This window comes from Paenibacillus alkaliterrae (assembly GCF_021532375.1).
GTDB classification, from domain to species: domain Bacteria; phylum Bacillota; class Bacilli; order Paenibacillales; family Paenibacillaceae; genus Pristimantibacillus; species Pristimantibacillus alkaliterrae.
The window spans coordinates 29,900-51,358 of record NZ_JAKGAP010000023.1 but is presented as its reverse complement, the minus strand read 5'-3'; the positions used below and the strand labels follow the sequence as shown (position 1 = coordinate 51,358).

The 21,459-nt window shown below is 47.5% G+C and carries 17 protein-coding genes; 13 read left to right on the top strand and 4 right to left on the bottom strand.

Going from position 1 to position 21,459, the window contains the following annotated elements; all coding sequences use genetic code 11:
- Positions 1–5: 5 nt before the first annotated feature.
- The 3 genes from L1N85_RS11850 (at position 6) to L1N85_RS11840 (ending at position 3,312) form a co-directional block, all read left to right on the top strand.
- Positions 6–1,763, top strand: a complete 1,758-nt coding sequence (locus L1N85_RS11850) for an ABC transporter ATP-binding protein (protein WP_235238083.1) — start codon at positions 6–8, stop codon at positions 1,761–1,763.
- Between the two features lie 98 nt (positions 1,764–1,861).
- Positions 1,862–2,140 carry a hypothetical protein gene (locus L1N85_RS11845; protein ID WP_235238082.1) on the top strand — a complete coding sequence of 93 codons (279 nt, stop codon included), beginning with the start codon at positions 1,862–1,864 and terminating at the stop codon, positions 2,138–2,140.
- A 305-nt stretch (positions 2,141–2,445) separates the two neighbouring features.
- Positions 2,446–3,312 (top strand): YitT family protein, encoded by an 867-nt coding sequence (locus tag L1N85_RS11840; protein ID WP_235238080.1) that lies wholly within the window; start codon positions 2,446–2,448, stop codon positions 3,310–3,312.
- Between the two features lie 532 nt (positions 3,313–3,844).
- Here the strand turns inward: L1N85_RS11840 and L1N85_RS11835 are convergent.
- From L1N85_RS11835 to L1N85_RS11825, 3 genes are read right to left on the bottom strand one after another with little or no spacing between them, the layout of a single operon-like run.
- Complete coding sequence (locus L1N85_RS11835) at positions 3,845–5,050, bottom strand: SLC45 family MFS transporter (protein ID WP_235238079.1); 1,206 nt, start codon at positions 5,048–5,050, stop codon at positions 3,845–3,847.
- Positions 5,047–5,793: a glycerophosphodiester phosphodiesterase gene (locus tag L1N85_RS11830; RefSeq protein WP_235238078.1), complete on the bottom strand. Its 747-nt coding sequence runs from the start codon at positions 5,791–5,793 to the stop codon at positions 5,047–5,049. The genes L1N85_RS11835 and L1N85_RS11830 overlap by 4 nt, the downstream gene beginning before the upstream one ends.
- A 29-nt stretch (positions 5,794–5,822) precedes the next feature.
- On the bottom strand, positions 5,823–6,767 hold the full coding sequence (locus L1N85_RS11825) for a DoxX family membrane protein (RefSeq protein ID WP_235238076.1): 945 nt from the start codon (positions 6,765–6,767) through the stop codon (positions 5,823–5,825).
- 172 nt (positions 6,768–6,939) lie between these two features.
- Here L1N85_RS11825 and L1N85_RS11820 point away from each other — a divergent pair, with 172 nt between their 5' ends.
- The 10 genes from L1N85_RS11820 (at position 6,940) to L1N85_RS11775 (ending at position 20,438) form a co-directional block, all read left to right on the top strand.
- A complete protein-coding gene (locus L1N85_RS11820; protein ID WP_235238071.1) occupies positions 6,940–7,140 on the top strand; it encodes a copper ion binding protein in 201 nt (66 codons plus the stop codon).
- A 489-nt stretch (positions 7,141–7,629) separates the two neighbouring features.
- Entirely contained in the window at positions 7,630–9,048 is a 1,419-nt protein-coding gene (locus L1N85_RS11815; protein WP_235238068.1) for an ABC transporter substrate-binding protein, read from the top strand.
- A gap of 201 nt (positions 9,049–9,249) precedes the next feature.
- On the top strand, positions 9,250–12,252 hold the full coding sequence (locus L1N85_RS27580) for an extracellular solute-binding protein (protein WP_235238067.1): 3,003 nt from the start codon (positions 9,250–9,252) through the stop codon (positions 12,250–12,252).
- A 2-nt stretch (positions 12,253–12,254) separates the two neighbouring features.
- Positions 12,255–13,214 carry a carbohydrate ABC transporter permease gene (locus tag L1N85_RS11805; protein WP_235238198.1) on the top strand — a complete coding sequence of 320 codons (960 nt, stop codon included), beginning with the start codon at positions 12,255–12,257 and terminating at the stop codon, positions 13,212–13,214.
- Between the two features lie 6 nt (positions 13,215–13,220).
- The gene (locus tag L1N85_RS11800) at positions 13,221–14,084 is read left to right on the top strand and encodes a carbohydrate ABC transporter permease (protein WP_235238066.1); all 864 of its coding nucleotides are present in this window, start codon (positions 13,221–13,223) and stop codon (positions 14,082–14,084) included.
- Between the two features lie 13 nt (positions 14,085–14,097).
- The gene (locus L1N85_RS11795; RefSeq protein WP_235238061.1) at positions 14,098–15,597 is read left to right on the top strand and encodes an NHL repeat-containing protein; all 1,500 of its coding nucleotides are present in this window, start codon (positions 14,098–14,100) and stop codon (positions 15,595–15,597) included.
- On the top strand, positions 15,581–16,198 hold the full coding sequence (locus L1N85_RS11790; protein WP_235238059.1) for a YIP1 family protein: 618 nt from the start codon (positions 15,581–15,583) through the stop codon (positions 16,196–16,198). Before L1N85_RS11795 ends, L1N85_RS11790 begins: the two co-directional genes overlap by 17 nt.
- 9 nt (positions 16,199–16,207) lie before the next feature.
- Complete coding sequence (locus L1N85_RS11785) at positions 16,208–18,571, top strand: DUF5696 domain-containing protein (protein WP_235238058.1); 2,364 nt, start codon at positions 16,208–16,210, stop codon at positions 18,569–18,571.
- 2 nt (positions 18,572–18,573) lie between these two features.
- Positions 18,574–19,452 carry a carbohydrate ABC transporter permease gene (locus L1N85_RS11780; RefSeq protein WP_235238056.1) on the top strand — a complete coding sequence of 293 codons (879 nt, stop codon included), beginning with the start codon at positions 18,574–18,576 and terminating at the stop codon, positions 19,450–19,452.
- Between the two features lie 5 nt (positions 19,453–19,457).
- Positions 19,458–20,438, top strand: a complete 981-nt coding sequence (locus L1N85_RS11775; RefSeq protein ID WP_235238054.1) for a carbohydrate ABC transporter permease — start codon at positions 19,458–19,460, stop codon at positions 20,436–20,438.
- 74 nt (positions 20,439–20,512) lie between these two features.
- Here the strand turns inward: L1N85_RS11775 and L1N85_RS11770 are convergent, their stop codons facing one another.
- Positions 20,513–21,427: an ArsR/SmtB family transcription factor gene (locus L1N85_RS11770; RefSeq protein WP_235238053.1), complete on the bottom strand. Its 915-nt coding sequence runs from the start codon at positions 21,425–21,427 to the stop codon at positions 20,513–20,515.
- Positions 21,428–21,459 lie beyond the last annotated feature (32 nt).

Genomic DNA, 21,459 nt, shown 5'->3' with positions numbered 1-21,459 from the left:
CAACGATGCCAAAGCAATCGACGGCGAGAAGACTATTCGCATACGCTCTCGTCTATAAATATAGAATATCAGGCGCATTACTCATTCTTTGCTGTGCGGTAGGCGCCGAGCTGGGCGGACCTTTTATTATCAAAACGATTATCGATAAGCATTTGTCGGCTGAAACGGGCGATTTGGGTCCTGTCCTCGGGCTGCTTGCGCTTTATTTGGGACTGCTGCTTGTTGCAAGCATAGGAAACTTTACGCAATCCTATTTGCTGCAATCGACGGCGCTTCAAATTATAAAAAATATGCGCATGGATTTAATGCGGCATATTCAGCGAATTCCGCTTCGATATTTTGACAACACGCCGATTGGCCAAATCGTATCCCGAATAGCGAATGATACGGAAGCGGTCCGCGATTTATTCATGAGCTTTATGGCTACGTTCGTGGTGAGCTTCGTGCAGCTTATCGGGATATACACGGCATTATTTATATTAGATATGCGGCTCGCGTTGTTTTGCTTGCTGCTGCCGCCGCTGTTCGCGCTCATTATGTATGTTCATCTAAAATATTCCAAGGGATACATCGCGGTCATGCGAGCTCGCTTAAGCGACATGAACGCGATGATAAATGAATCGATCGCCGTCATGCCCATTATTCAAGCCTTCCGCAGGGAGAAAGTGACGCTGGATGAGTTTGAGGTGATGAATGAGGAGCGGTACGTGAATCAAATTAAGCAGTTCAGAGTATTTTCATTGTCCTCCCGCAACATCGTAGGGACGGTCGGCAGTCTCGTAACCGCGCTGGTCATTTGGTATTTTGGCCGGGCGTCGCTGGAGGATGCTATACTATTCGGTGTGTTTTACGCCTTTATCGATTATTTGGGACGAATCTTTCATCCGATTATCGGGATTTTTGATCAGCTGACGAATGCGCAAAGGGCGTTTGTATCCGCCGAAAAGGTATTCGCTATATTGGATATGGAGGGTACGGAGGTCGTTGATGCGGACCGCGTCGCGCGTCCGGAGGGTGTCGTGAAATTCGATAACGTCACCTTTGCCTACAAAACGGGGGAGCCCGTGCTGAAAGGGATTTCGTTCGAAGCGCGCCGCGGGGAAACGATCGCTTTGGTCGGCCATACCGGCTCGGGAAAGAGCTCTATCATGAACCTGTTGCTGGGCTTTTACGAGCCTGACCAAGGTGTGATCACGATCGACGGAGCCGATATATCAGCTTTTTCGAAGCAAGCGCTGCGCAAGCATATGGGCATCGTGCTGCAGGACCCGTATTTATTTGCCGGCGATATTAAATTCAATGTAAGCCTGTATAACAAGGACATTTCAATAGAACGTGTGAAAAAGGCGCTGCAGGACGTAGGAGCGGCTTCGTTCATCGAACAGCTGCCGGGCGGCTATGATGAGCAGGTGGTCGAGCGCGGGAGTACGCTGTCCTCCGGTCAGCGGCAGCTTATTTCGTTCGCGAGGGCATTGGCGTTTGATCCGTCGATTCTTATTTTGGATGAAGCTACGGCGAGTATAGACAGTGAGACGGAAGGCCTTATCCAGGAAGCGCTGCGTGTGGTCAGCAAAGGGCGGACGACGCTTGTTATCGCGCATAGGCTGTCTACGATTCGCGAGGCTGACCAAATTCTCGTGCTCCACCGCGGCGAAATTGTCGAGCGGGGCAATCACGAAACGCTGATGGCGCTGGGCGGCCGGTATTTTAAAATGTATCAGCTGCAAAAAGGCGCGGAAACACCTTTATCCGTAAAAACGTAACCTATAGATCGATCCGAATGCGACGATTCCCTATGCGGATGCAAGTGATATTCCTGTGGTACAATAAGACGAGCATGACGATTAGGAGATGACAAACGATGAGTGAACAAGTGAACGAGCAGGAGCTTATCCGGCACATTGTGCAAGAAACCGATGCTGATGAGAAGCTGATCAAGCTGGTGCTGAAGCATGAGCAGGCTTTCATCAGCAATGCGAAGGAAGATAAGAACGGCGAGGTTGAAATTGACGGCGATGAGCTGGTTGATTATATTTTAAGCCGGCCCGACGTCAAATCGAACGAGCTAACCGTAGAATCGATCATGGAAGCTGAGATGGATTATTTCATGGACAAAGGTCTTGCGGGTTACGTAGACTGAATTGAAGACTCGTAGACTAAATTCATGAAGAGAAGACTCATGCCCTGAAACGGGCATGAGTTTTTTATTGAAAAGGTGATTGGTGCGCTATGATGGATTTATACAGTAACTTCTCGCTTACGAATTACTCATACAGGCTCGTTACGAAGCAAAACATGTATGCGAGTGACAAGGAGAAGCTGCTGTTTCTTTTGGTTGAGAAGTAGATGTCTTTACTGCTCGACGGAGTCCATCCTTTTTTTGAAAAACCCCCATTTTTGTGCTAAAGTTTTAAGGTAAAATTCGGATAAACGGAGGTTGAGCTGTTGGTAAAGGCACATAAAGGATTATCATTTTTTGAGATATTGAAGAGGTTCATATTCATCACGATCGGTTCGGTTCTCATGGGCGTCGCTTTGGAATTATTCATTGTTCCTAATAGTATTATCGATGGAGGTATCGCCGGCATATCCATCATGCTTGCGCATGTAACCCCTCTCCCGCTCGGACTTTACTTATTCATCATGAACGTACCGTTTCTCATTCTCGGCTATAAGCAAATCGGCAAAACGTTCGCGATCTCGACGCTGTACGGTATTATTGTTATGTCTATTACAACAGCCATGCTTCATCATGTCGAAGCGTTCACGGAAGAGAAGCTGCTTGCGGTATTGTTTGGCGGTTTGATACTTGGCGCTGGCGTAGGCTTAGCGATTCGATTCGGAGGTTCGCTCGATGGCGTAGAGATAGTATCGATCCTTATTGCGAAGAAGCTGCGCATGCCTATCGGGCAAATCATCATGATTTTCAACGTGGTCATATTTGTTGTTTCCGGCTTCGTATTTGAGTGGGACTCTGCGATGTATTCGATGTTTACATACTATATTGCGATTAAATTAATTGATATTGTCGTCGAAGGTTTGGACGAATCGAAGTCCGTGACGATCATCTCGAGCGAATTCGAGGAAATTTCACAGGCGATAATCGATCGTTTAGGCCGGACGACAACGTTGATCCAGGCGCGCGGCGGCTACTCGAAGGACGATACGCAAATGATTTACTGCGTTGTGTCGCGTCTGGAGCTGGCGAAGCTGAAGGCGATCGTGCAGTCTATCGACGGGAAGGCGTTTATTGCAATCGAGCATGTGTCCGACGTTATGGGCGGCGGATTTTCCAAGGGCAGCATTCATTAATGAAAACATCAGAAAAAAATCCGGACCGTTGTCGAAAAACGCGGGACCGGATTTTTTTGTAGTTCAGGAAATTATGCGACTTTAAAGCACCTTTGTTAAGCATTCTGTGCTAGAGCGTAATTAGACTCATGATCATACTGGCAGTTTTTGGGATAAAGTAAAACTATGTTTGGAATTCTTTGCTTCACTCTCCCCTTTGCTCAGGTAGGAGGTTCATTTGATGTTGCCGAAGTAGACGAACGAAGTTAGTAAATCGTGTAGTATTTTGTCGGGCACGCCGTTCGTGGTACCATCAACTTTATATTCAAGATAGAATACGGTTGAGTGACAGTGAAGGAATTGACCGACATTCTGTCGAATTAATCAGTCATTGCAGACTACATGATAGCGTCAGAGAAGCGCAGTTGCAATCATATGCAAAGAGGTAGCATGGATGCCAGTCAGTACAAGGACTATGTATAATGCTACTAAACACGAGAACTGGAGTTATTGAAACCTATGAATCACTGGATATCCAGTGATTCATAGGTTTTTAATTGTAGGTTGTCGAAGTGCCTTGCTTGGGAAGAGCTTTCGTTAGTCCTTTGTCCTTCACACCCAGAAGGAACAGGAAGGCGATAACCATGCCGCCCGAGGCGAAGTAGAAGAGAACGGAATAACCGAACAGGTCGATCATGCCGCCCATAAGCGGGGGCGAGGTAATGGCGGCAAGTGAAGAAATTAAATAATAGATTCCTGTGCGCGTTCCGATGCTTTGCTCTTTCCCGAGCGCGACGATAAAGGGATAGGAGTTAATGTTGATCATGGCCCAGAAGATTCCGCCGACAATGAGCAGCATGCGAAGCGGCAGCAGCTGGTCGACGAATGATATGGCTGCAAAAATAAAGATCAGGCCGATAACGCCTATGGCGATGATAAGCTTTTTGCCGAACCTTTTGCCCAATAAGCCGCTCGGTATGGCGCCAAGCACGAACGCTAGAGAGAAGAAGGCGAGCGAGAAGGATGCTTCTCCTTCGGTCAGCTGAAGATGGTTTTTGCCATACAGTGTGAACAAGGCTTCAACGCCCTGATACGATAGAAACCAGAAGAAAATCGCGCCCAGCAAGAAGACGGTAGGTCGGTTCCATTCCGCTTTGAACGATACGCTCTCCTTCTGCTCGGCTGGTACATAGACGATGGCATCGCGTTTTTCTTTGATCGTAAACAAAAGGATAGCCAAGCAGATCAGTGTCAAAATGGATGCGGACAGAAACGGCAGCGAGCTGTGCTGCTCATACAGATAAGCACCCCCGGCAAAAGCGATAATGGAGCCGACGCCGCCCATGAAATTAATGATGCCATTAGCTTGCGTTCGCTTGCTGTCCTGTGTAATGTCGGGCATTAGCGCTACAGTCGGAGACCGGTATAAGCTCATCGATAAGTTCATAAGTACCATAAATAAAATAAGGGTAAGCAGTCCGGTATGCCATGGAATCAGCGCTCCGAACACGGCGGCTAGAGGCATGCCGATAAGCAGGTAAGGCATTCTCCGGCCGAAACGGGTATTCGTGCGGTCACTGCGGCTGCCGATCCAAGGCTGCAAAAACAAGGCGAAGTAATTGTCGATCGTCATCATAAAGCCGATCAGCGCGGTGCTTGTAATAAACTTTTCGAGGAAGAACGGAATGAATGCGTTGTACAAAGCCCATGTAATGCTGATACTAAAAAAACCGACCCCGAGCAGCCACGTTTTTTTCATTCCGTGTCCGCTCCTCTCCCGGCTAACACCTCTGCCAAACGATCGGGATAATCGGTAATGATACCCGCTGCGCCGGCACGGGCAAGCTGCTTCATTTCGTCTGTATCGTTAACGGTAAACGGATGGCAGGCGATACCATGCGCGGCTGCCTCAGCCGTCCATTCCGGCGTAACCGCCAGCTTATAGGCATGCAGCGCATCCGCTTGCACCGTTTTCGCATATTCCCATGGGCGGTACAGCCTTTCCATATATAAAATACCGGTACGAATCTCGGGTGCCGCTTGCTTGCATTGTACGAGAGAATAATGATTGAAGCTCGAAATGATGACTCGATCCGTCATTTGACAGGCTCGAACGAGCTCGATTACTTTTTGCTCCAGACCGGGATAAGGCATGATGCCGTTTTTGAGCTCAATGTTAAGAATGGTATCGGTATGCTTGATCAGCTTGAGCAGCTGTTCAAGGGCAGGGATGCGTTCGGCTTTGTATTCGGGTGAAAACCAACTGCCCGCATCAAGCGTCCCGAGCTCCGTCAGGTCGGTATCCTTAATGAGCTGATTTAGCCCGGTCGTTCTTAATAGCGACTCGTCATGGATAATGACGACTTGACCGTCCCTTGTAAGCTGGACATCCGTTTCAATGCCTGTGGCGCCAAGCTCAAGCGCTTTCGAGAATGCTGCGAGCGTATTTTCCGGGCAATAGCCGCTAGCGCCTCTATGAGCGAAATTAATGATTTTTTTCATCGGGATTCGTCCTTTCGGGGATGGATGGGTTAGGCAAAGCGGTAATAGATGAGCAAGAACGCAGCCAGTACGAAAATAAAGTTGAGCGATACGAATACCATTCGATCGATGACCGTGCGGTGCATGGATACCGGCGGCTTGTAGAAGCTGACACCTTCAATAATAAACAGGATCAGCACAATATGGATCATGAAATGTCCGACGAGCTCCTCCATGCCGAACAGCATCGTCGTAGAAATGAAAATCAACGTCAGGACAAATGAGAGAAGCCGGTTCAGTATGCCGACAACAAGCAAATAACCGACGACAAACTCGATAAAGCCGGTCATGACGATAAATAGCCCGGGAGCGAAGCCGAAGGTAGGAACGTTGTGATTGACGATGATATCCTCGGCCATGGACGGATAGATCCATTTCTCGACGGCTACCCAGCAGAGCGACAGACCGGTGCCCAAATAGAGAAGCGGGAAGCTCCATCTCGATTCCTTCGTCCGCTCGAGAAGAAGCACGCCGATAATGGCCAAATAAAAGCCATAGTCAAGCATATGGAACAGCCCGGCTTCTATGCCTGTATCAATAAACAAGACGAGCATCGCAAGCGCGCCTGTCTTGGTGGCATAATGATGAGGAATCAACAGCAGCGCAATGGCAGCCCACATTACAATCGTTTGCCAGCCGCCGGTCAGCTCGAATTCGAGGGCGAAGCGCGTTCCGGTGAGCGCTTGGATGAGCAGCGCGGCAGCCGTTCCGTATTTGAGAATGGGCGGCGAATATTTTCTTAATTGATCAAGGCCGGTATCCATTCGCGCAGACAGCTTAGACTTCGATAGAGAGGGAAGCAGCTGGGTAAGCACCGCGAGCAGAACGGCCGTGAATATGGCGAGCGTCATGAAAAAAGGGGATAACACAGCTGCGATTGATTCCTTCTCTGCGACGACGTCGGTGAACCATTTGACATGCGCATAATAATCCATAGGTGTCATTCCTCCGACAATATTTTACTTTCTATGTGGATAGTAGCATATTGCATTCCATATTAAAAGCGTATGCGATGTAACAAAAAAGTAAAGTGAAAACTGATTCTTTACATACCCCATGGGGGTATGATAAGATAGCCGTGAAATATAGATGAGAGGGGATTTTATAATGGCAAATACGGTAATGAAGGTAGAGGGAATGACCTGCGGACATTGCGTCAGCGCGGTAGAGAAGGCTGTCAGCGATGCGGGAGCAAGCGGGAAGGTTGATTTAGCCGGCAAGAAGGTAACCGTGGAGTACGATGAAGCGAAGGTTACGATTGAAGCCGTGAAAGCAGCGATCGAGGATCAAGGCTACGATGTCGTTTAATTATTTGGCCGATAGTGTAAACTCATGTAATTAAAAGCAGCGCAGATAGGCTTAAACGCCTTTCTACGCTGTTTTTGTTTTTCTTTGTAGTGGCTGTTGTTGATATGTAAATCCCGTATCGACGTTTCCGACAAACGAATCCCATCTAAGAAGCTTCCATCCTCCGTAATATTAAAGCAGAGAAATATATTTTTAGGACTTGAAAATGGAGAAAAACATGGTAGAATGATGATGTAACAAATAAGTTAATTGATTAATAAAAAAGCTTATTTAATGTGGAGGTGGTTAATAAGGCGTAAATACAAGTTTTTTTAGAGTAAAATTGTTTTCACCCCCAATTGATTAATAATTATATTAACCGATTTTAGTTACAAAGGGAGTCATTTCGTGCAAATTGTAATCAAAAAATAATGGAAATGTAAACGCTTCATTTATACGAATGAAACAATTGTAACCGCTTAACTCAAATGAATGAGGAGGGATTTTTAAATGAAAAAGATTGCAAGCTCTTTTATTTTTGTATTGGCACTTATTATGCTCATTACCGCTTGTTCAAGTGGTGCGGGAACACAACCTGTTAATTCCAACAATACAAATGCTGCGAATGCAAATGCAGATGGTAATGAGGCGGCAACGAATGATGCTGCAGGAGAAGAAGCGGTTGATGAGGGTACGCCCAAATCGACGGTAGATCCAGCGCTCGGCGGCGAGGTTACGTTCTGGACTTTCGTTGATGATAAACCGAGATACACTGAGCTTGTAAAGCAATTTAATATCGTATATCCGAACATTAAGGTGAAAACGATTTTTGTACCGTTTGGAGACCTGCATGACAAATTGCAAACGACTCTGGCAGCTGGCAAAGGCGCACCGGATGTCGCGCTCGTCGAGCAAGGTCAATTCCCGCGGTACAGTACAGGGAATGTGCTCGAAGATCTGCTTCAGCCGCAATACGATGCCGGCAAATACCAAAGCTTAGTATCGGAATACAACTGGAGCCGCTGGTCATCCGTTGACGGCAGCAAATTGCTTGGTATGCCGTGGGACGTTACGCCGGCCGTAACTTACTACCGCGCAGACATTTTCGAAGAGCTGGGATTGCCATCCGATCCGCAAGAGCTTGGGGAATATATCCAGGAACCGGAAAATTTCTTCACGCTTGCACAAACGTTGAAGGCAAACGGCAAGTATGCCATGGAATGGCGTGATTCACCGGTTCACTGGCTAGGCGATATGTACGGCTACTTTGACGATGAAATGAACTGGGTTCGCAACACAGAAGAATTCGTGAAGTTCCTTGATCTTTCCAAGCAAGTTAATCAGTTGAAAATTGCGCCGCATGACGGCATTTTTAGCGACAAAGGCAAGCAGCGCGTGAAAAAAGGCGAGTCCCCTATGTTCGTAGTGGGAAGTTGGGGCGCACGCGGTTTGGAAGAGAACTTCCCGGATCAAAAGGGCAAATGGAGAACGACTTCGGCGCCTTTCGGTCTTAACATCGGCATGGGCGGTTCTACATTCGTATTGCCTTCGCAAAGCCAGAACAAAGAAGCGTCATGGGCATTTATCGAGTTTATTACGACGCATGAGGAAGCTTGGAAAGTATGGATTCAGCAATCCATTCAACCGGATTGGAAGCATATCACAAGCCAAGAGTGGTACCTGTCGCATAAGAATGCATACCTTGGCGACCAAGAGGATTACAGGATCTACACCGAACTTGCTAACTTGATTCCTATTAGACGTATCACTCGTCTTGATGGTATGGCCTGGCCGATCTGGCTTGAAAGCGTTTTAGCTGCAATCGATAAAAACATCGATTCCAAAACAGCCATTCAACAAGCGCAAGAAAATGTGGAGAAGAAACTGAAAGTCGAAAAAGACAAATTGATTGCGGAACTCCAAAAATAGTTCTTTCTCTTCCGGATCATCCTTCCAGAAAAGGATGATTCGGATCTTTTATAAGATCAGGAATGAAACACTTATCTCAAAATATATGAAAATATGAGGTAAAGCCTCATATTTTCATATATTTCTTCGCGAAACGCAAGCTGCGTCAGCCTGAGAATGACGTCAGCCGTTTACGCTAGTATGGCAAGGGGGTGCTCCTTGGTGATTCGTTGGCTGAGAAAGTATAAAGTGACATTGGTTGTAATTGCCGCATTGATCTGCTTCTTATTGTGGTGGAACAATTCAAGAGGTTATAACGATGCTGCTATGGCTGGAGTTTCGCTAGATACGGGAATTGATCAATCGTCGATTTTGGAAGGGGAAGACGCCGGCAGCAAGCTGGAGCCTTCTTTCTATAAGTATGTAGACAGTTGGAATGAGCAAGGCGCTGCCGACACGGAGGACTTCAGCCTCACGCTGTCGTCCGTGGATTACACGGCAATCAGTGAGACAGGTACCCGTAAGGAAGCAGGGCTGGGGAATAAAAGCGGTGAGTCATTAGCGCTTATCGATGAGGACAGCTGGGCGGAGTACATCTTTGAAGTGCCGCAGGACGGTTACTATCAAATGGGCATGAGCTATTATGCGATGGAGGGTAAACGCTCATCTATCGTACGAAGCGTGCAAATTGACGGAGCGTATCCGTTCTACCAGGCGAAGAAGCTGGAATTCCAAAGAATGTGGAAGGAAGCGGGAGAGCCTTGGTTCGACAATCAAGGAAATGAATTCAATCCGCGCAGGGAAGAAACAACGGGTTGGCAATATCGAGAATTCCGCGATGCGGAAGGTAAAGTTTACGAACCGTTTCGCTTTCATTTAACGAAGGGCAAGCATACGCTGCGTATTCAAGCGGTTCGTGAGCCGGCAGCTATAGGAGAAATTGATATTTATTCACCAGTTCATGTGCCAAACTACGCGGAAGTGCTAAGCACCTACGAGCAAAAAGGCTACAAGAAGGTAAAAGGCCAGCTCATCAAGGTACAGGCTGAACTATCGAGTCTGAGATCCGATCCTACGCTGAAACGTATCGAGGATCGCGAGCCGGCAACCGAACCTTTCAAGAAGGATTCAATCGTGCTCAATACGTTCGGCGGCGCTAGCTGGCGGACTGGCGGCCAATGGGCAGAGTGGGAAGTGGAAGTGCCGGAAAGCGGCTTGTATGAATTGGGAGCCCGTTACGGCCAATGGTTCCTCAATGGAATGCCTACGCAAAGAAAAGTAACGATCGATGGAAAGCTTCCTTTCAAAGAAATGAACGAAATATCTTTCCCTTATAAAGCTGAATTTCAAATTTCAAAATTCGGCAGCAGCAGTAACGGGGCTAATGAGCCATATCTCTACTATTTAGAGAAAGGCAAGCATGTAATCCGCATGGAAGTGCAGGTAGGGGCTCTCGGACGGATGCTTGAAACCATTACCGATACGACTCGCAAAATGTCATTGCTTGGCCGGGAAGTCATTCAAGTGACGGGCACAAATCCGGATCCGAACGGAGACTGGCGCCTGGAGCAAAATATTAATAATCTAGTGCCGCGTCTTAAATTAATGGCAAAAAGCTTGGATGACACTATCCAAGGCCTGTATGCGCTCGGCGTCCAGCAAGGAAGCTCGGAAGTGAGCACCCTTTACGAAGCGCGCGACGTGCTGCTCAGCTTGTCGGATGACACCATTTCTATTCCGGGACGAATGCCGCAATTTAACGATTTGCAGGCTTCACTCGGCACATGGGTGAATGGTCTCAGCAAACAGAGTTTATTGCTTGATTATCTCATTATCAAATCGCCGGAAACCGAATGGCCTGAGGCGAGTGCGGGATGGTTGGCAAGATCGGGCACGATGCTGTATGACTTTACAAGCTCCTTTACGAAAAATTACGGCGGCATCGGAAACGTCTATGAGGACGAGAAGGTTCTCGACGTATGGATAGCTCGGGGGCGTGATTGGGTCGACATCATCAAACAAATGATTGATGAGGACTTCACGACCGAAACCGGGATAAAAGTCAATGTTAACGTTGTTCCGGCTCAGCAAATGCAAGTGCTTCTGCTTGCCAGCACAGCCGGGCTTGCGCCGGATGTGGCGCTGGGCGTTGAGGGAGAAATTCCGATTGACTACGCGGTCCGTAATGGACTTGTCAATTTGGAGGAGTTCAGCGACTACAAGGAAGTAGCGGAACGCTTCAGACCAGGCGCACTCATTCCATACAAGTACGACGGAGGAAGCTTCGCTTTGCCTGAAAACCAAAACTTTAACATGCTGTTTTACCGCAAAGACATTATGCAGCAGCTAGGCATGACGGAAGAGCAGATGCCGGATACTTGGCAAGAAGTGATGGATTTGATTCCGACTCTGCAGCAGAACGGAATGGACTTCTTCTATCCGCATGCTCCGAACAACCCGGCTGTAGCCATTAATGAGTTTGCGCCATTCCTATTCCAACAGAACAGCGAGTTCTATCGTGAGGACGGTAAGTACTCAAACCTCGATTCCCCGGAAGCGATGGAAGCGTTCAAGCTGTGGACGGGATTATTCACAAACTTTAAGATTTCGAAGCAAGCGGATTTCTATAACCGTTTCCGTTCCGGTGAAATGCCGATCGGTGTTGCGGATTACTCCACATACGTATTGCTCTCGACGGCAGCGCCGGAGCTGACAGGCTGGTGGGGAATGAAGCCAATGCCTGGTATCGAACAAGAGGACGGTCAAATAAACCGCTCAACAGGCGGTTTGGCACAAACGGGCATGATTTTCAAAGACACAGATATGAAGGAACAATCATGGGCGTTTTTGAAATGGTGGACGAGTGCCGATACGCAGGAAAGATTCGGTTCCGAGCTTGAAGCGCTGTTAGGCGTTGAAGCACGTTGGAATACGGCGAATATCGAAGCGCTGAAGCGGATGCCTTGGCAGTCTTCCGATATTGATGCCATTCTCCAGCAGTGGGAATGGTTTAAAGAGCGTGAGGTCGTTATTGGGGGTTACTATACGACAAGGCACATCGCTAATATTTGGAATCAAATCGTATTGAACGGTAAAATACCGCGTGAAGCGATAGAGGAAGGCGTCAAGGAAATCGATAAGGAATTACGCAAAAAACGCGAGGAATTCGGTTTGAATGACGAGTCAACCGAGCAGCAAGCTTCAAAAGGAGGCGACAGTCCGTGAAAATGAATACAGACCCGGCGGCAGCCATAACTATACCCGCAACGGAGCGCCTCCAAAAACAGGGTAAATTATCGTTGCTGTGGCAGGAAATGAAGAGGAACAGGGTCTCATACCTGTTTCTCGCCCCTTTTCTTATCTTGTTTACCTTGTTTACGATTGTACCGGTCGTTACTTCTGTCGTTCTAAGCTTTACGTATTACAACATATTGGAAGCTCCGAAATTTATCGGACTATCCAACTATAGGCTCTTGTTCGTCGATGACGATATTTTCCTTAAGGCGATTGGAATTACGTTGAAGTTCGCCTTCATCACGGGTCCGGTCGGGTATGCTATGGCTTTTCTGCTTGCATGGCTGATTAGCCAAATTCCGCAGAAATACCGTTTTTTTTATACGCTATGTTATTACACGCCATCGATCACGAGCGCAACGGCGATGTCCGTCGTATGGCTCTATTTGTTCGCGGGAGACCGCAAAGGGCTGCTCAATTATTTTGCGATGCAGCTAGGCATTATTGATGAGCCTTATTTATTTTTGCAAAATATTAATTCGATTGTTCCGGTCATCATTATCGTATCGCTTTGGATGTCAATGGGCGTAGGCTTCCTCGCCTTTCTAGCGGGTCTGCAGAACGTTCCGAGAGATTTGTACGAAGCAGGAGAAATCGACGGAATCAAATACAGATGGCAGCAGCTCATCTATATAACGGTTCCATCCGTTAAGCCGCAATTGCTATTTGGAGCGGTGCTCCAGGTTGTCAGCTCGTTGACCGTGTTTGACATAAGCGTGCAGCTTGTCGGTTTGCCGAGTCCGCTTTACGCAGGCCATACGATTTTGACCCATTTATTCGATTACGCCTTTATCAAATTTGAGATGGGTTATGCTGCGGCGATCGCCGTCGTACTGTTCGTCATGATGATCGGACTTAACCGTTTCATATTCAAATGGCTGGGAAAGGACTGAACCGATATGACTGGTGCAGTGAAAGGCAGGAAAGTAGATTGGGGAGGTTTTTTTCTCTATCTTTTTCTAACGTTGTTCGGTCTTTTGATGCTGGCTCCTTTAGTTTATATGGTGTCAACCGCCTTTAAACCGACTAGTGAGCTGTTCCTGTTTCCGCCGCGATTTTTCGTGAACAATCCAACGTTGATTAACTTTCGCGATTTATTGCTTATAACGGGAACGACAAGTGTTCCGTTTTCACGTTTTATTTTTAACAGTTTTCTTATTAGCTCATGTATCGTGGGCTTCGGAATCATCGTGTCGGCAATGGCAGCCTATCCGCTTGCCAAGCACAACATGCCCTTCCGCAGTGCGATTTTCAACATGGTCGTGCTTGCCATTATGTTCTCGCCGATGGTTGTTCAAATTCCGCAATATTTGCTCATCAGCAAAATCGGCCTCATTAATACGTATTGGGCTATGATTTTGCCATATTTGGCAGCACCGGTAGGGATGTTCCTGATGACGCAGTTTCTGCGTCAAATTCCGGATGCGCTGCTTGAGGCGGCGCGAATGGACGGTGCCTCCGAATGGAAGGTGTTCTGGATCGTTGTCATCCCGATGCTGAAGCCGGCTATCGCGACATTCGCTTTATTCAGCTTCATTTCCGCTTGGAACGATCCCTATCCGGCAATGGTGTATACGACCGATCAGGATATGAAATCTTTGCCGCTGGCTATTCAGACGCTTAGCGGGGGATATGGCGTCGTCGCTCGTGTCGGCACGCTAGCCGCCGCCAGCTTATTGATGATTGTGCCGACGATCATCGTCTTTATTGTAACGCAGCGCCTTGTGCTGCAAACGATGGCGCATTCAGGTCTGAAAGAGTAGGAGGGCAACCGGGATGAAGCAGGTTTCGAAATTCCGATTCGTTGTCAGTACGGCTATCGCTCTACTGACTCTGGTTATGGCTTTACCGGCCCAAACGTTCGCTTCCTCTCCTTACGAGGGGTATACGAGGAATAAGCTGGGCGCGGATGTTCATTCTATCAACGGCTATATGTATGAGAACTCGATCGACGGCTACAATTTATCATCAGGTCCTTTTAATGCGCCTGAGGATATTTTTCTAGCTGATGACGGGACGATCTATATTGTCGATACCGGTAATAGCCGAGTCGTTCAATTGAACGCGAACCGCGAGGTGTTGAACATTATCGGCGATGAAGAGGGCGACGGAAAACTGAACGAGCCTAAAGGGGTTTTCGTAAAGCCGGACGGTACCATCTTTGTCGCGGATACGAAAAACCAACGAATTGCGATTTATGATAAGGAAGGCAAATTCACGAAACAATTCGGTAAGCCGGATAATCCGTTGCTTGGCGCTACCTTCTCGTATTCGCCTTCGAAATTGCTGGTAGATAAAAGAAACTACATGTTTGTCGTAAGTGACGGAAATACGCAGGGACTCATTCAAATTGATCCGAACGGACAATTTAAGGGGTTTTACGGAGCGAATCATGTCGGCTTCAGCTGGAGCAGATTATTCATTAAGCTCATCGCCACGGATGAACAAAAGGCGAAGCTGTCCGTCGTCAGGCCGCTCGAATTCTCGAATGCGGTGCAGGACGATGAAGGATTTATTTATACGTCAACGCTTGGAACGGAAACGAATCAATTAAAGCGGCTGTCGCCGGTAGGCGTCGATACGCTCAATAATGGTGATCGCAGATACGGAGGCCGTTTTGATGCAGGTCCATTCGAGGTGCCGTCGTTTCTTGATATTGCGGTAGATAAAGATGGCGTTATAACGGCGCTGGATTTGCAATCGAGCAAAGTATATCAATACGACAAGCTTGGTAATTTCCTGTTTGTATTCGGTGGTCTTGGCGATCAGAACGGTTTGTTCGTAACGCCGTCGAGCCTTGCGCAGTCACAGGACGGCACCGTGTTCGTCGTTGACAAAGGACGCAATCGCATCGACTTGTTCCGTACGACGCCATTTGCAGATATCGTCCATGATGCTTCCAGTTTGTTCGTTGAGGGGCGGTACAAAGAGGCCGAGGGCATGTGGAACGAAGTGCTGCATTTAAACGCAAACTTTGACCTGGCATACCTCGCCATCGGGAAATCGCTTTACAAGGCTGAAAATTACAAGGGCGCGATGGATTATTTTGAACTGGCAAGCTCGCGCGAGGATTATTCGAACGCATTCAAGGAGTACCGGAAAGAATATATTCGCGAGCATTTTGCTTGGATATGCCTCGCGGTCATTACGCTTATCGTCATCTTGCGTTACCTGATGCCTTTTCTTTGGAGAAGAGTGTCTGCGAAATTGGCGGACCGCAGCATAGTTAGAGCGGGCCTGATAAAGGGAGGTGTGCCCCATGATCGCAACGTTTAGAATGATGCGGCAGGTGCTCGTGCACCCGATTGATTTTTACAATGACATTCAAGAGCAGAACCGCATCAAGTGGAGTCAGGCTTTGTTTGTCGTAGCGTGTGCGTACATCGCGAGAATGATAGCGATTTTGATTACAGGCTACGCATTCGAGACGAGAGAGCCGTATGAAATTTCCTTCGTGCACGAGTTTATTTGGATCATCGTTCCGTGGCTGACTTGGACGATATCCAATTGGGGAGTCAGCACGATTCTCGAGGGCGAAGGGAAATTTAAAGAGGTGTTTGTCGGCAGTGCGTTCGCGTTCGTACCGTACGCTGTATTTATTATCCCGATTACGCTTCTTACGAATATACTGGCGCTCGATGAAGGCTCCATTTTCGGTTTTCTGGTTAACGTCACCATTTACTGGGTGGCATGGCTTCTGTTGCTAAAAGTAAAAATCGTGCATGATTTTGAACTAATCAAAGTGGTCTGGATTACGCTGTTAAGCATTGCCGGCATATTGATCATTTGGTTTATCGGCATCCTGATGTTTGGATTAATGAATCAGCTTATTAATTTCATTGTAGATATGTTCAAAGAAGTAAACTTCCGAAGGTAGGTGAACGAGATGAGGAAACAACGAAAATGGCTAATGCTGGCGGTGATATTGCTCGTTGTCAGCATATACCCTCACTTCGGGGCCGCGGAAGTCGATAATGTAGTGCTTGCCGAGCAGGAAACGGGAGACGGTACGGCGGAAACGACCGATACTGGCACGGTTGCTGATACGGAGCAAGCGACAGAGGCTGCTCCGGAAGGCGAGGCGGCTCAGGAGACGGCCGCTCCTGAAGCGGTGGATGCAGGAGCGGCGGTTGAAGTGAAATTATATCCGGTATCTGCCGTCAAGCAGATCGCTGAAAATGACGGATACGTGATGTATATAGACGAGAAAACGGGAAATATTCGACTCGTTGATAAGAAGACGAAGGCAGAATGGCTGGGAACTCCGCAATTGCCTAGAACGACGATGCCGAATAACAAAAAATTTATGGACGCAGCCGTGCATGTGAAATATACGGAGGGCTCCGATACTGTTCAAACCTATTTGACGAAGGAGAAGGAAAACAAGCTTTCCATTGAAGCAGTCGATGACGGAGCGAAGGTAACCTTCAAGTTCGTAAAGGAAAAGCTCGAGTTGGCTCTCGTTTACCGTTTGCTTGATGACGGCTTCGAGGTGACGGTTCCTGGAGACTCGATCAAGGAAAAAGGAAAAGCGAAGTTCGTCAGCATCGAGCCGCTCCCCTTCTGGAACGCAGCTGCTGAGAAGGAGGAAGGTTCCATTTTCCTTCCAGACGGCTCAGGAGCTCTGATGACGTATCGAGAAAATCATCCGCAGTTTTTCTCCGGATATTCGGAACGAATCTACGGTACGGATCCTGCATACGTTGCAGAGTCGCATGAGAATATGGATGCCGTGTGGAGACAGCGCCTCGCGCCTAAGGAGAAAATTGCACTGCCGGTATTCGGTAATTACCGCAATGGCATTGGGTCGCTAGGCATTGTAACCAAAGGACAATACGATACGAAAATTAACGGAACACCATCGGGTATTCGGGCCATTCCTTATTATCGTACCTCTTCAGAGTTTATGTACCGTTGGGACGATGTCATCTTTATCGGCACATCGGGTGAAATTCCGTTTTTCCAGGGAGATTGGATTAAAGGGGACCGACAAATACGCTACGTGCTCTTGCAAGATGAGCAAGCCGATTATGTGGGTATGGCTCAGGCTTATAATAGCTATTTGAAAACAGAGCAAGGCGTTAAGCCGGTCGAACAAACGACCGCTCCAATGAAGGTAAAGCTGCTAGGCGGCATTACGCGTGATGAAGTGCTGGGGAAAACGTACCTGTCGATGACGACCTTTGATCAAGCACGCATAATTATTGATGCTTTCCAGGAGAGAGGAATAGCTGACCTCGAATTCACCTTCTCGGGATGGTCGGAAGACGGATTGTATGGCGATCAGCCTGATCATTTCCCGGTAGAGAAGAAGCTTGGCGGAGCCAAAGAGCTTAAGGAGCTTGCCGCATATGCGAAGGACAAGGGCGTGACGCTTTATTTGGAAGCGAATTATGCGCGCGCGTTCTCGGAAAGCGACGGCATGAAGAAAAGCAAGGATGCCATTCGCGGTATGGACCGCGAGGTGGCGAAAAGCAGCGATTATTTCATCGGCAGCAGGTGGAACGATGATAGTCGCTTGTATTATTGGATGAAGCCGGAGCGCGTGATCGGCAAGCATCTGAATAAAGAGCTGGACGATTATGCGAAGCTTGGCATATCCGGCATACATTTGGCTTATTGGGGCGATACGCTGTATTCGGATCTCGATGAGAAGTCGCCGACTACGCGTCAAGAAACGGCATCCGCTTGGGCGAAGGCTGCCGATGCGGTACGCGAAACGATTGGCAGAGCATCCGTCGACTACGGTTTTGGGTACATGCTTGGTCATGTAGACGGTATCAATCAGGTGCCGCTTGATTCAAGCCATTTTATTTACAATGACGAGACGATTCCTTTTTATCAAATCGCTGTTCGCGGATTAGTTCCATATACAGCCAGCGAGATTAATCTTCGTAACGATGCTCAAAACGAGAAGCTTCGAATGGTCGAATATGGCGCATTGCCAAGTTTGGAATTAACGTATGAGCCAACAACAAAGCTTCAAAGAACGATGGAAGACCGATTGTGGAGCTCGGAGTATACAACATGGCTGGATGATATCGCTTCGCAATACGACGAACTGAATCAAATCTATAAAGCGATCTCGAATCAAGCTATCGCTGACCACGAGCAGCTAGGCAATAAAGTTTACAGAACGACTTATGCGAATGGAACGAAGGTAATTGTCAACTACAGCGGGGCGTCTGTGAATATTGAAGGTGTTTCCGTACCGGCAGCAGGCTATGTCATGCAGAAAGGAGGGGAATGAGCATGGGCAAAAAATTAGGACTCTCGATGAGAGGCCGGCATATCTTTGAAGGCTATTCGTTTATTTCCATATGGATTGTCGGTTTCCTGCTGTTTATGGTCATTCCGCTCGGTCAGTCTTTCTATTACTCACTGAACAATCTTGAGGTGACGGAAAAAGGCCTGATTCCGACTTATACCGGATTAACCCATTATCGGGCAGCTTTTACGACGGATATTCATTTTGTTCCCTTGCTGCAAAGCACGCTGACGACGATGCTGTCTCAGGTGCCGCTCATTCTTATTTTTGCGATGTTTAGCGCTTTGCTGCTCAATCGTCAATTTCGCGGACGGGTCTTATTCCGCGGTATTTTCTTCCTGCCGGTCATTATTGCATCAGGCGCCATATTGCGTGAATTGCTGGAACAGGGAGCTGCGCAGCTCCCGATTTTCAACCAGTATGATCTCTTCGGCAAATTGAGTGCATTTATTCCGGAAGACATTTTGGAACCGCTGCTCGAATATGCCGACTCCTTGACGTTAGTCATGTGGGACTCCGGCGTGCAGATCCTGATCTTTATTGCAGGCTTGCAGACGATCTCCCCATCGCTGTACGAAGCGGCAAAATGTGACGGCGCGACGAAATGGGAAAGCTTCTGGAAAATTACGTTTCCTATGATTATGCCGATGCTGTTCGTTAATACGCTCTACAGCATCGTCAATTCATTTACCAAAACGGATAACCGAATTATGGATCACATTATGAATATCGTGTTTAGGTCGAATAATTACGCTTACGGTTCAGCAATGGGCTGGATTTACTTTATAGTGATATCGGTAGTGCTTGCGATCGTGTTCTTCGTTTTCCGGAAGAGCTTGTCAGCGACCGAAGGTAGGGGGTAGAAGGCATGAATTCAACAAGCGCCACTGAAAAATTTGCCGGCCTGCAGGGCAAAGCGGAAGCGGTCTGGAAAGTATCATGGGTCAAACGCGGACGCGGCATTATCGGAATGGTCTTTTTCTATTTAGTCATTCTTAGCTTAGCGTTCGTATTCGTCTATCCGCTGCTGTTCATGATATCGAAATCGCTGATGCGCCCCGAGGATGTGGCGGATGCTACCATTCAGTGGATTCCGAAGCGATTAAATCTGGAAAACTATTTGATTGCGGGAAAGGCTATTAATTTTTGGCCAGGACTGCTCAACAGTATCATTATTTCGTTCGGCAGCGCTATATTGCAAGTGATTAGCTGCTCGATCGTCGGTTACGGCTTCGCGCGTTATCGCTTCCCGGGGCAGGCATTGTTTCTAGGCATGGTCGTCTTTACCTTTCTTGTGCCGCCGCAGACGATTGTTGTTCCATTGTTCACATTTTTCGCCGATTTGGGCTGGATCAATACGCATTTACCATTTGTGTTCCCGGCATTGCTTGGCCATGGTCTGAAAGGCTCCTTGTTTGTGCTTATATTCATTCAATTCTATCGCACACTTCCGAATGTGCTCGAAGAAGCGGCTAGAATCGACGGAGCGGGTGCCTTCCGCACGTATTGGATGATTATGTTCCCGCTCGCGAAGCCTGCCATGCTTGTTGTGTTTCTATTTTCAGTCGTTTGGCATTGGAATGACCTGTTCGAGCCGTCGATGTACCTTCTCGTGCCGGAGTATTTCAATTTGGCGCAAAATATGGCGTTCTTCAACGGCAATGCTAATTTGGAGATACAACAGGCTTCGACCTCGGTATCGACAGGTACGCTTGGCATGGCGCCGACGCTGCAAAACCAAGTCATGGCTGGCGTTATGCTGACGATCTTGCCAGTCCTTGTCCTGTACTTGTTCACGCAGCGTTATTTCGTGGAAAGCGTGGAGCGTACCGGTATTGCGGGCGAGTAGCCGCATGAAGATCTTCTCCGGCTGTCAGGAGTCAATAATAGAAAAAAGACTCATACGGCTTGCGCCGTATGAGTCTACTCATATCTTTCATAATACAGTCTGAACACGATGTCTTGATTGTAATTACCGAATCCGGCACCGAACAAGGTGACACCGCCTATATTTTCTGCATCATCTTCAATGCCGATTCGGAATTTCCATTGCTTGTTCAAGACGCCAACTTGATCGAGTGTAACGTCGGAAATTTTATGACCATCGATAAATGTTCCGTATGGTGTAACCTTCAGCATTTTAAGCAGGCCGTATTGGTTGATTTCTTCCCACCACCAATCCGGTGTAAACCTGCCGCGTTTGCCGCCGAAATCGCCAGGGCTCGTCCATGTGCCTATTTTACAATCGTTCAAATAGAATGAGATGTCAGACGGCCAGTTTTCATTGGCGGACGGAGCTTCTGATGATATTTCAAGTGAAATTTCGAGTTCAGCAGGTTTCTCGCTTTTCAACAAAAAATTAGCGATTTTATATTCAATGTAGCCGTTGCCGAACCATAAAATTTTGGCATTGATACGTTCTGCATCTAGAAAAAAACGGGGTTCATCGAACATTCCGATCACCTTCATCGTAGTAGCTAAGCCACAGGTCGGTTCAATATCGAAATCGGTATAATGCCCAATAGAAATGATCGATTCGTGATAAAGACGATTGAATTGACCGTTTTTGGAAGGAAAATCAATTTCGATGCTGTCCGTGATAAGCTTACACATCTTCCTGGTTCCGCCGTTGCTTGATACCATTTCAGAGCTGATAAGGCCGGCTTTCTCTAACTTCTTTACATGCATGGTCATAATGGGACTGCTTAATTCGAGCGACTGTGCAAGATCTTTAATGTTCATTTCCTGCTGGGAAAGCAATTGAATAATTTTCAGCCTTACGTTGCTTGCAAGCGCCTCATAAATGGGCAAATGCTTATCAGAAATATCGATCTTCATTACTTCACTCCGCTCTGATAGGTTGAAGTTGC

Coding starts and splice junctions, on each gene's coding strand:
- L1N85_RS11830 (WP_235238078.1), bottom strand. CDS start 5,793: ATGAAAAAAATCATTAATTTCGCTCATAGAGGCGCTAGCGGCTATTGC.
- L1N85_RS11775 (WP_235238054.1), top strand. CDS start 19,458: ATGAATTCAACAAGCGCCACTGAAAAATTTGCCGGCCTGCAGGGCAAA.
- L1N85_RS11790 (WP_235238059.1), top strand. CDS start 15,581: ATGATCGCAACGTTTAGAATGATGCGGCAGGTGCTCGTGCACCCGATT.
- L1N85_RS11770 (WP_235238053.1), bottom strand. CDS start 21,427: ATGAAGATCGATATTTCTGATAAGCATTTGCCCATTTATGAGGCGCTT.
- L1N85_RS11845 (WP_235238082.1), top strand. CDS start 1,862: ATGAGTGAACAAGTGAACGAGCAGGAGCTTATCCGGCACATTGTGCAA.
- L1N85_RS11820 (WP_235238071.1), top strand. CDS start 6,940: ATGGCAAATACGGTAATGAAGGTAGAGGGAATGACCTGCGGACATTGC.
- L1N85_RS11815 (WP_235238068.1), top strand. CDS start 7,630: ATGAAAAAGATTGCAAGCTCTTTTATTTTTGTATTGGCACTTATTATG.
- L1N85_RS11795 (WP_235238061.1), top strand. CDS start 14,098: ATGAAGCAGGTTTCGAAATTCCGATTCGTTGTCAGTACGGCTATCGCT.
- L1N85_RS11800 (WP_235238066.1), top strand. CDS start 13,221: ATGACTGGTGCAGTGAAAGGCAGGAAAGTAGATTGGGGAGGTTTTTTT.
- L1N85_RS11780 (WP_235238056.1), top strand. CDS start 18,574: ATGGGCAAAAAATTAGGACTCTCGATGAGAGGCCGGCATATCTTTGAA.
- L1N85_RS11850 (WP_235238083.1), top strand. CDS start 6: ATGCCAAAGCAATCGACGGCGAGAAGACTATTCGCATACGCTCTCGTC.
- L1N85_RS11835 (WP_235238079.1), bottom strand. CDS start 5,050: ATGAAAAAAACGTGGCTGCTCGGGGTCGGTTTTTTTAGTATCAGCATT.
- L1N85_RS11785 (WP_235238058.1), top strand. CDS start 16,208: ATGAGGAAACAACGAAAATGGCTAATGCTGGCGGTGATATTGCTCGTT.
- L1N85_RS11825 (WP_235238076.1), bottom strand. CDS start 6,767: ATGGATTATTATGCGCATGTCAAATGGTTCACCGACGTCGTCGCAGAG.
- L1N85_RS11805 (WP_235238198.1), top strand. CDS start 12,255: ATGAATACAGACCCGGCGGCAGCCATAACTATACCCGCAACGGAGCGC.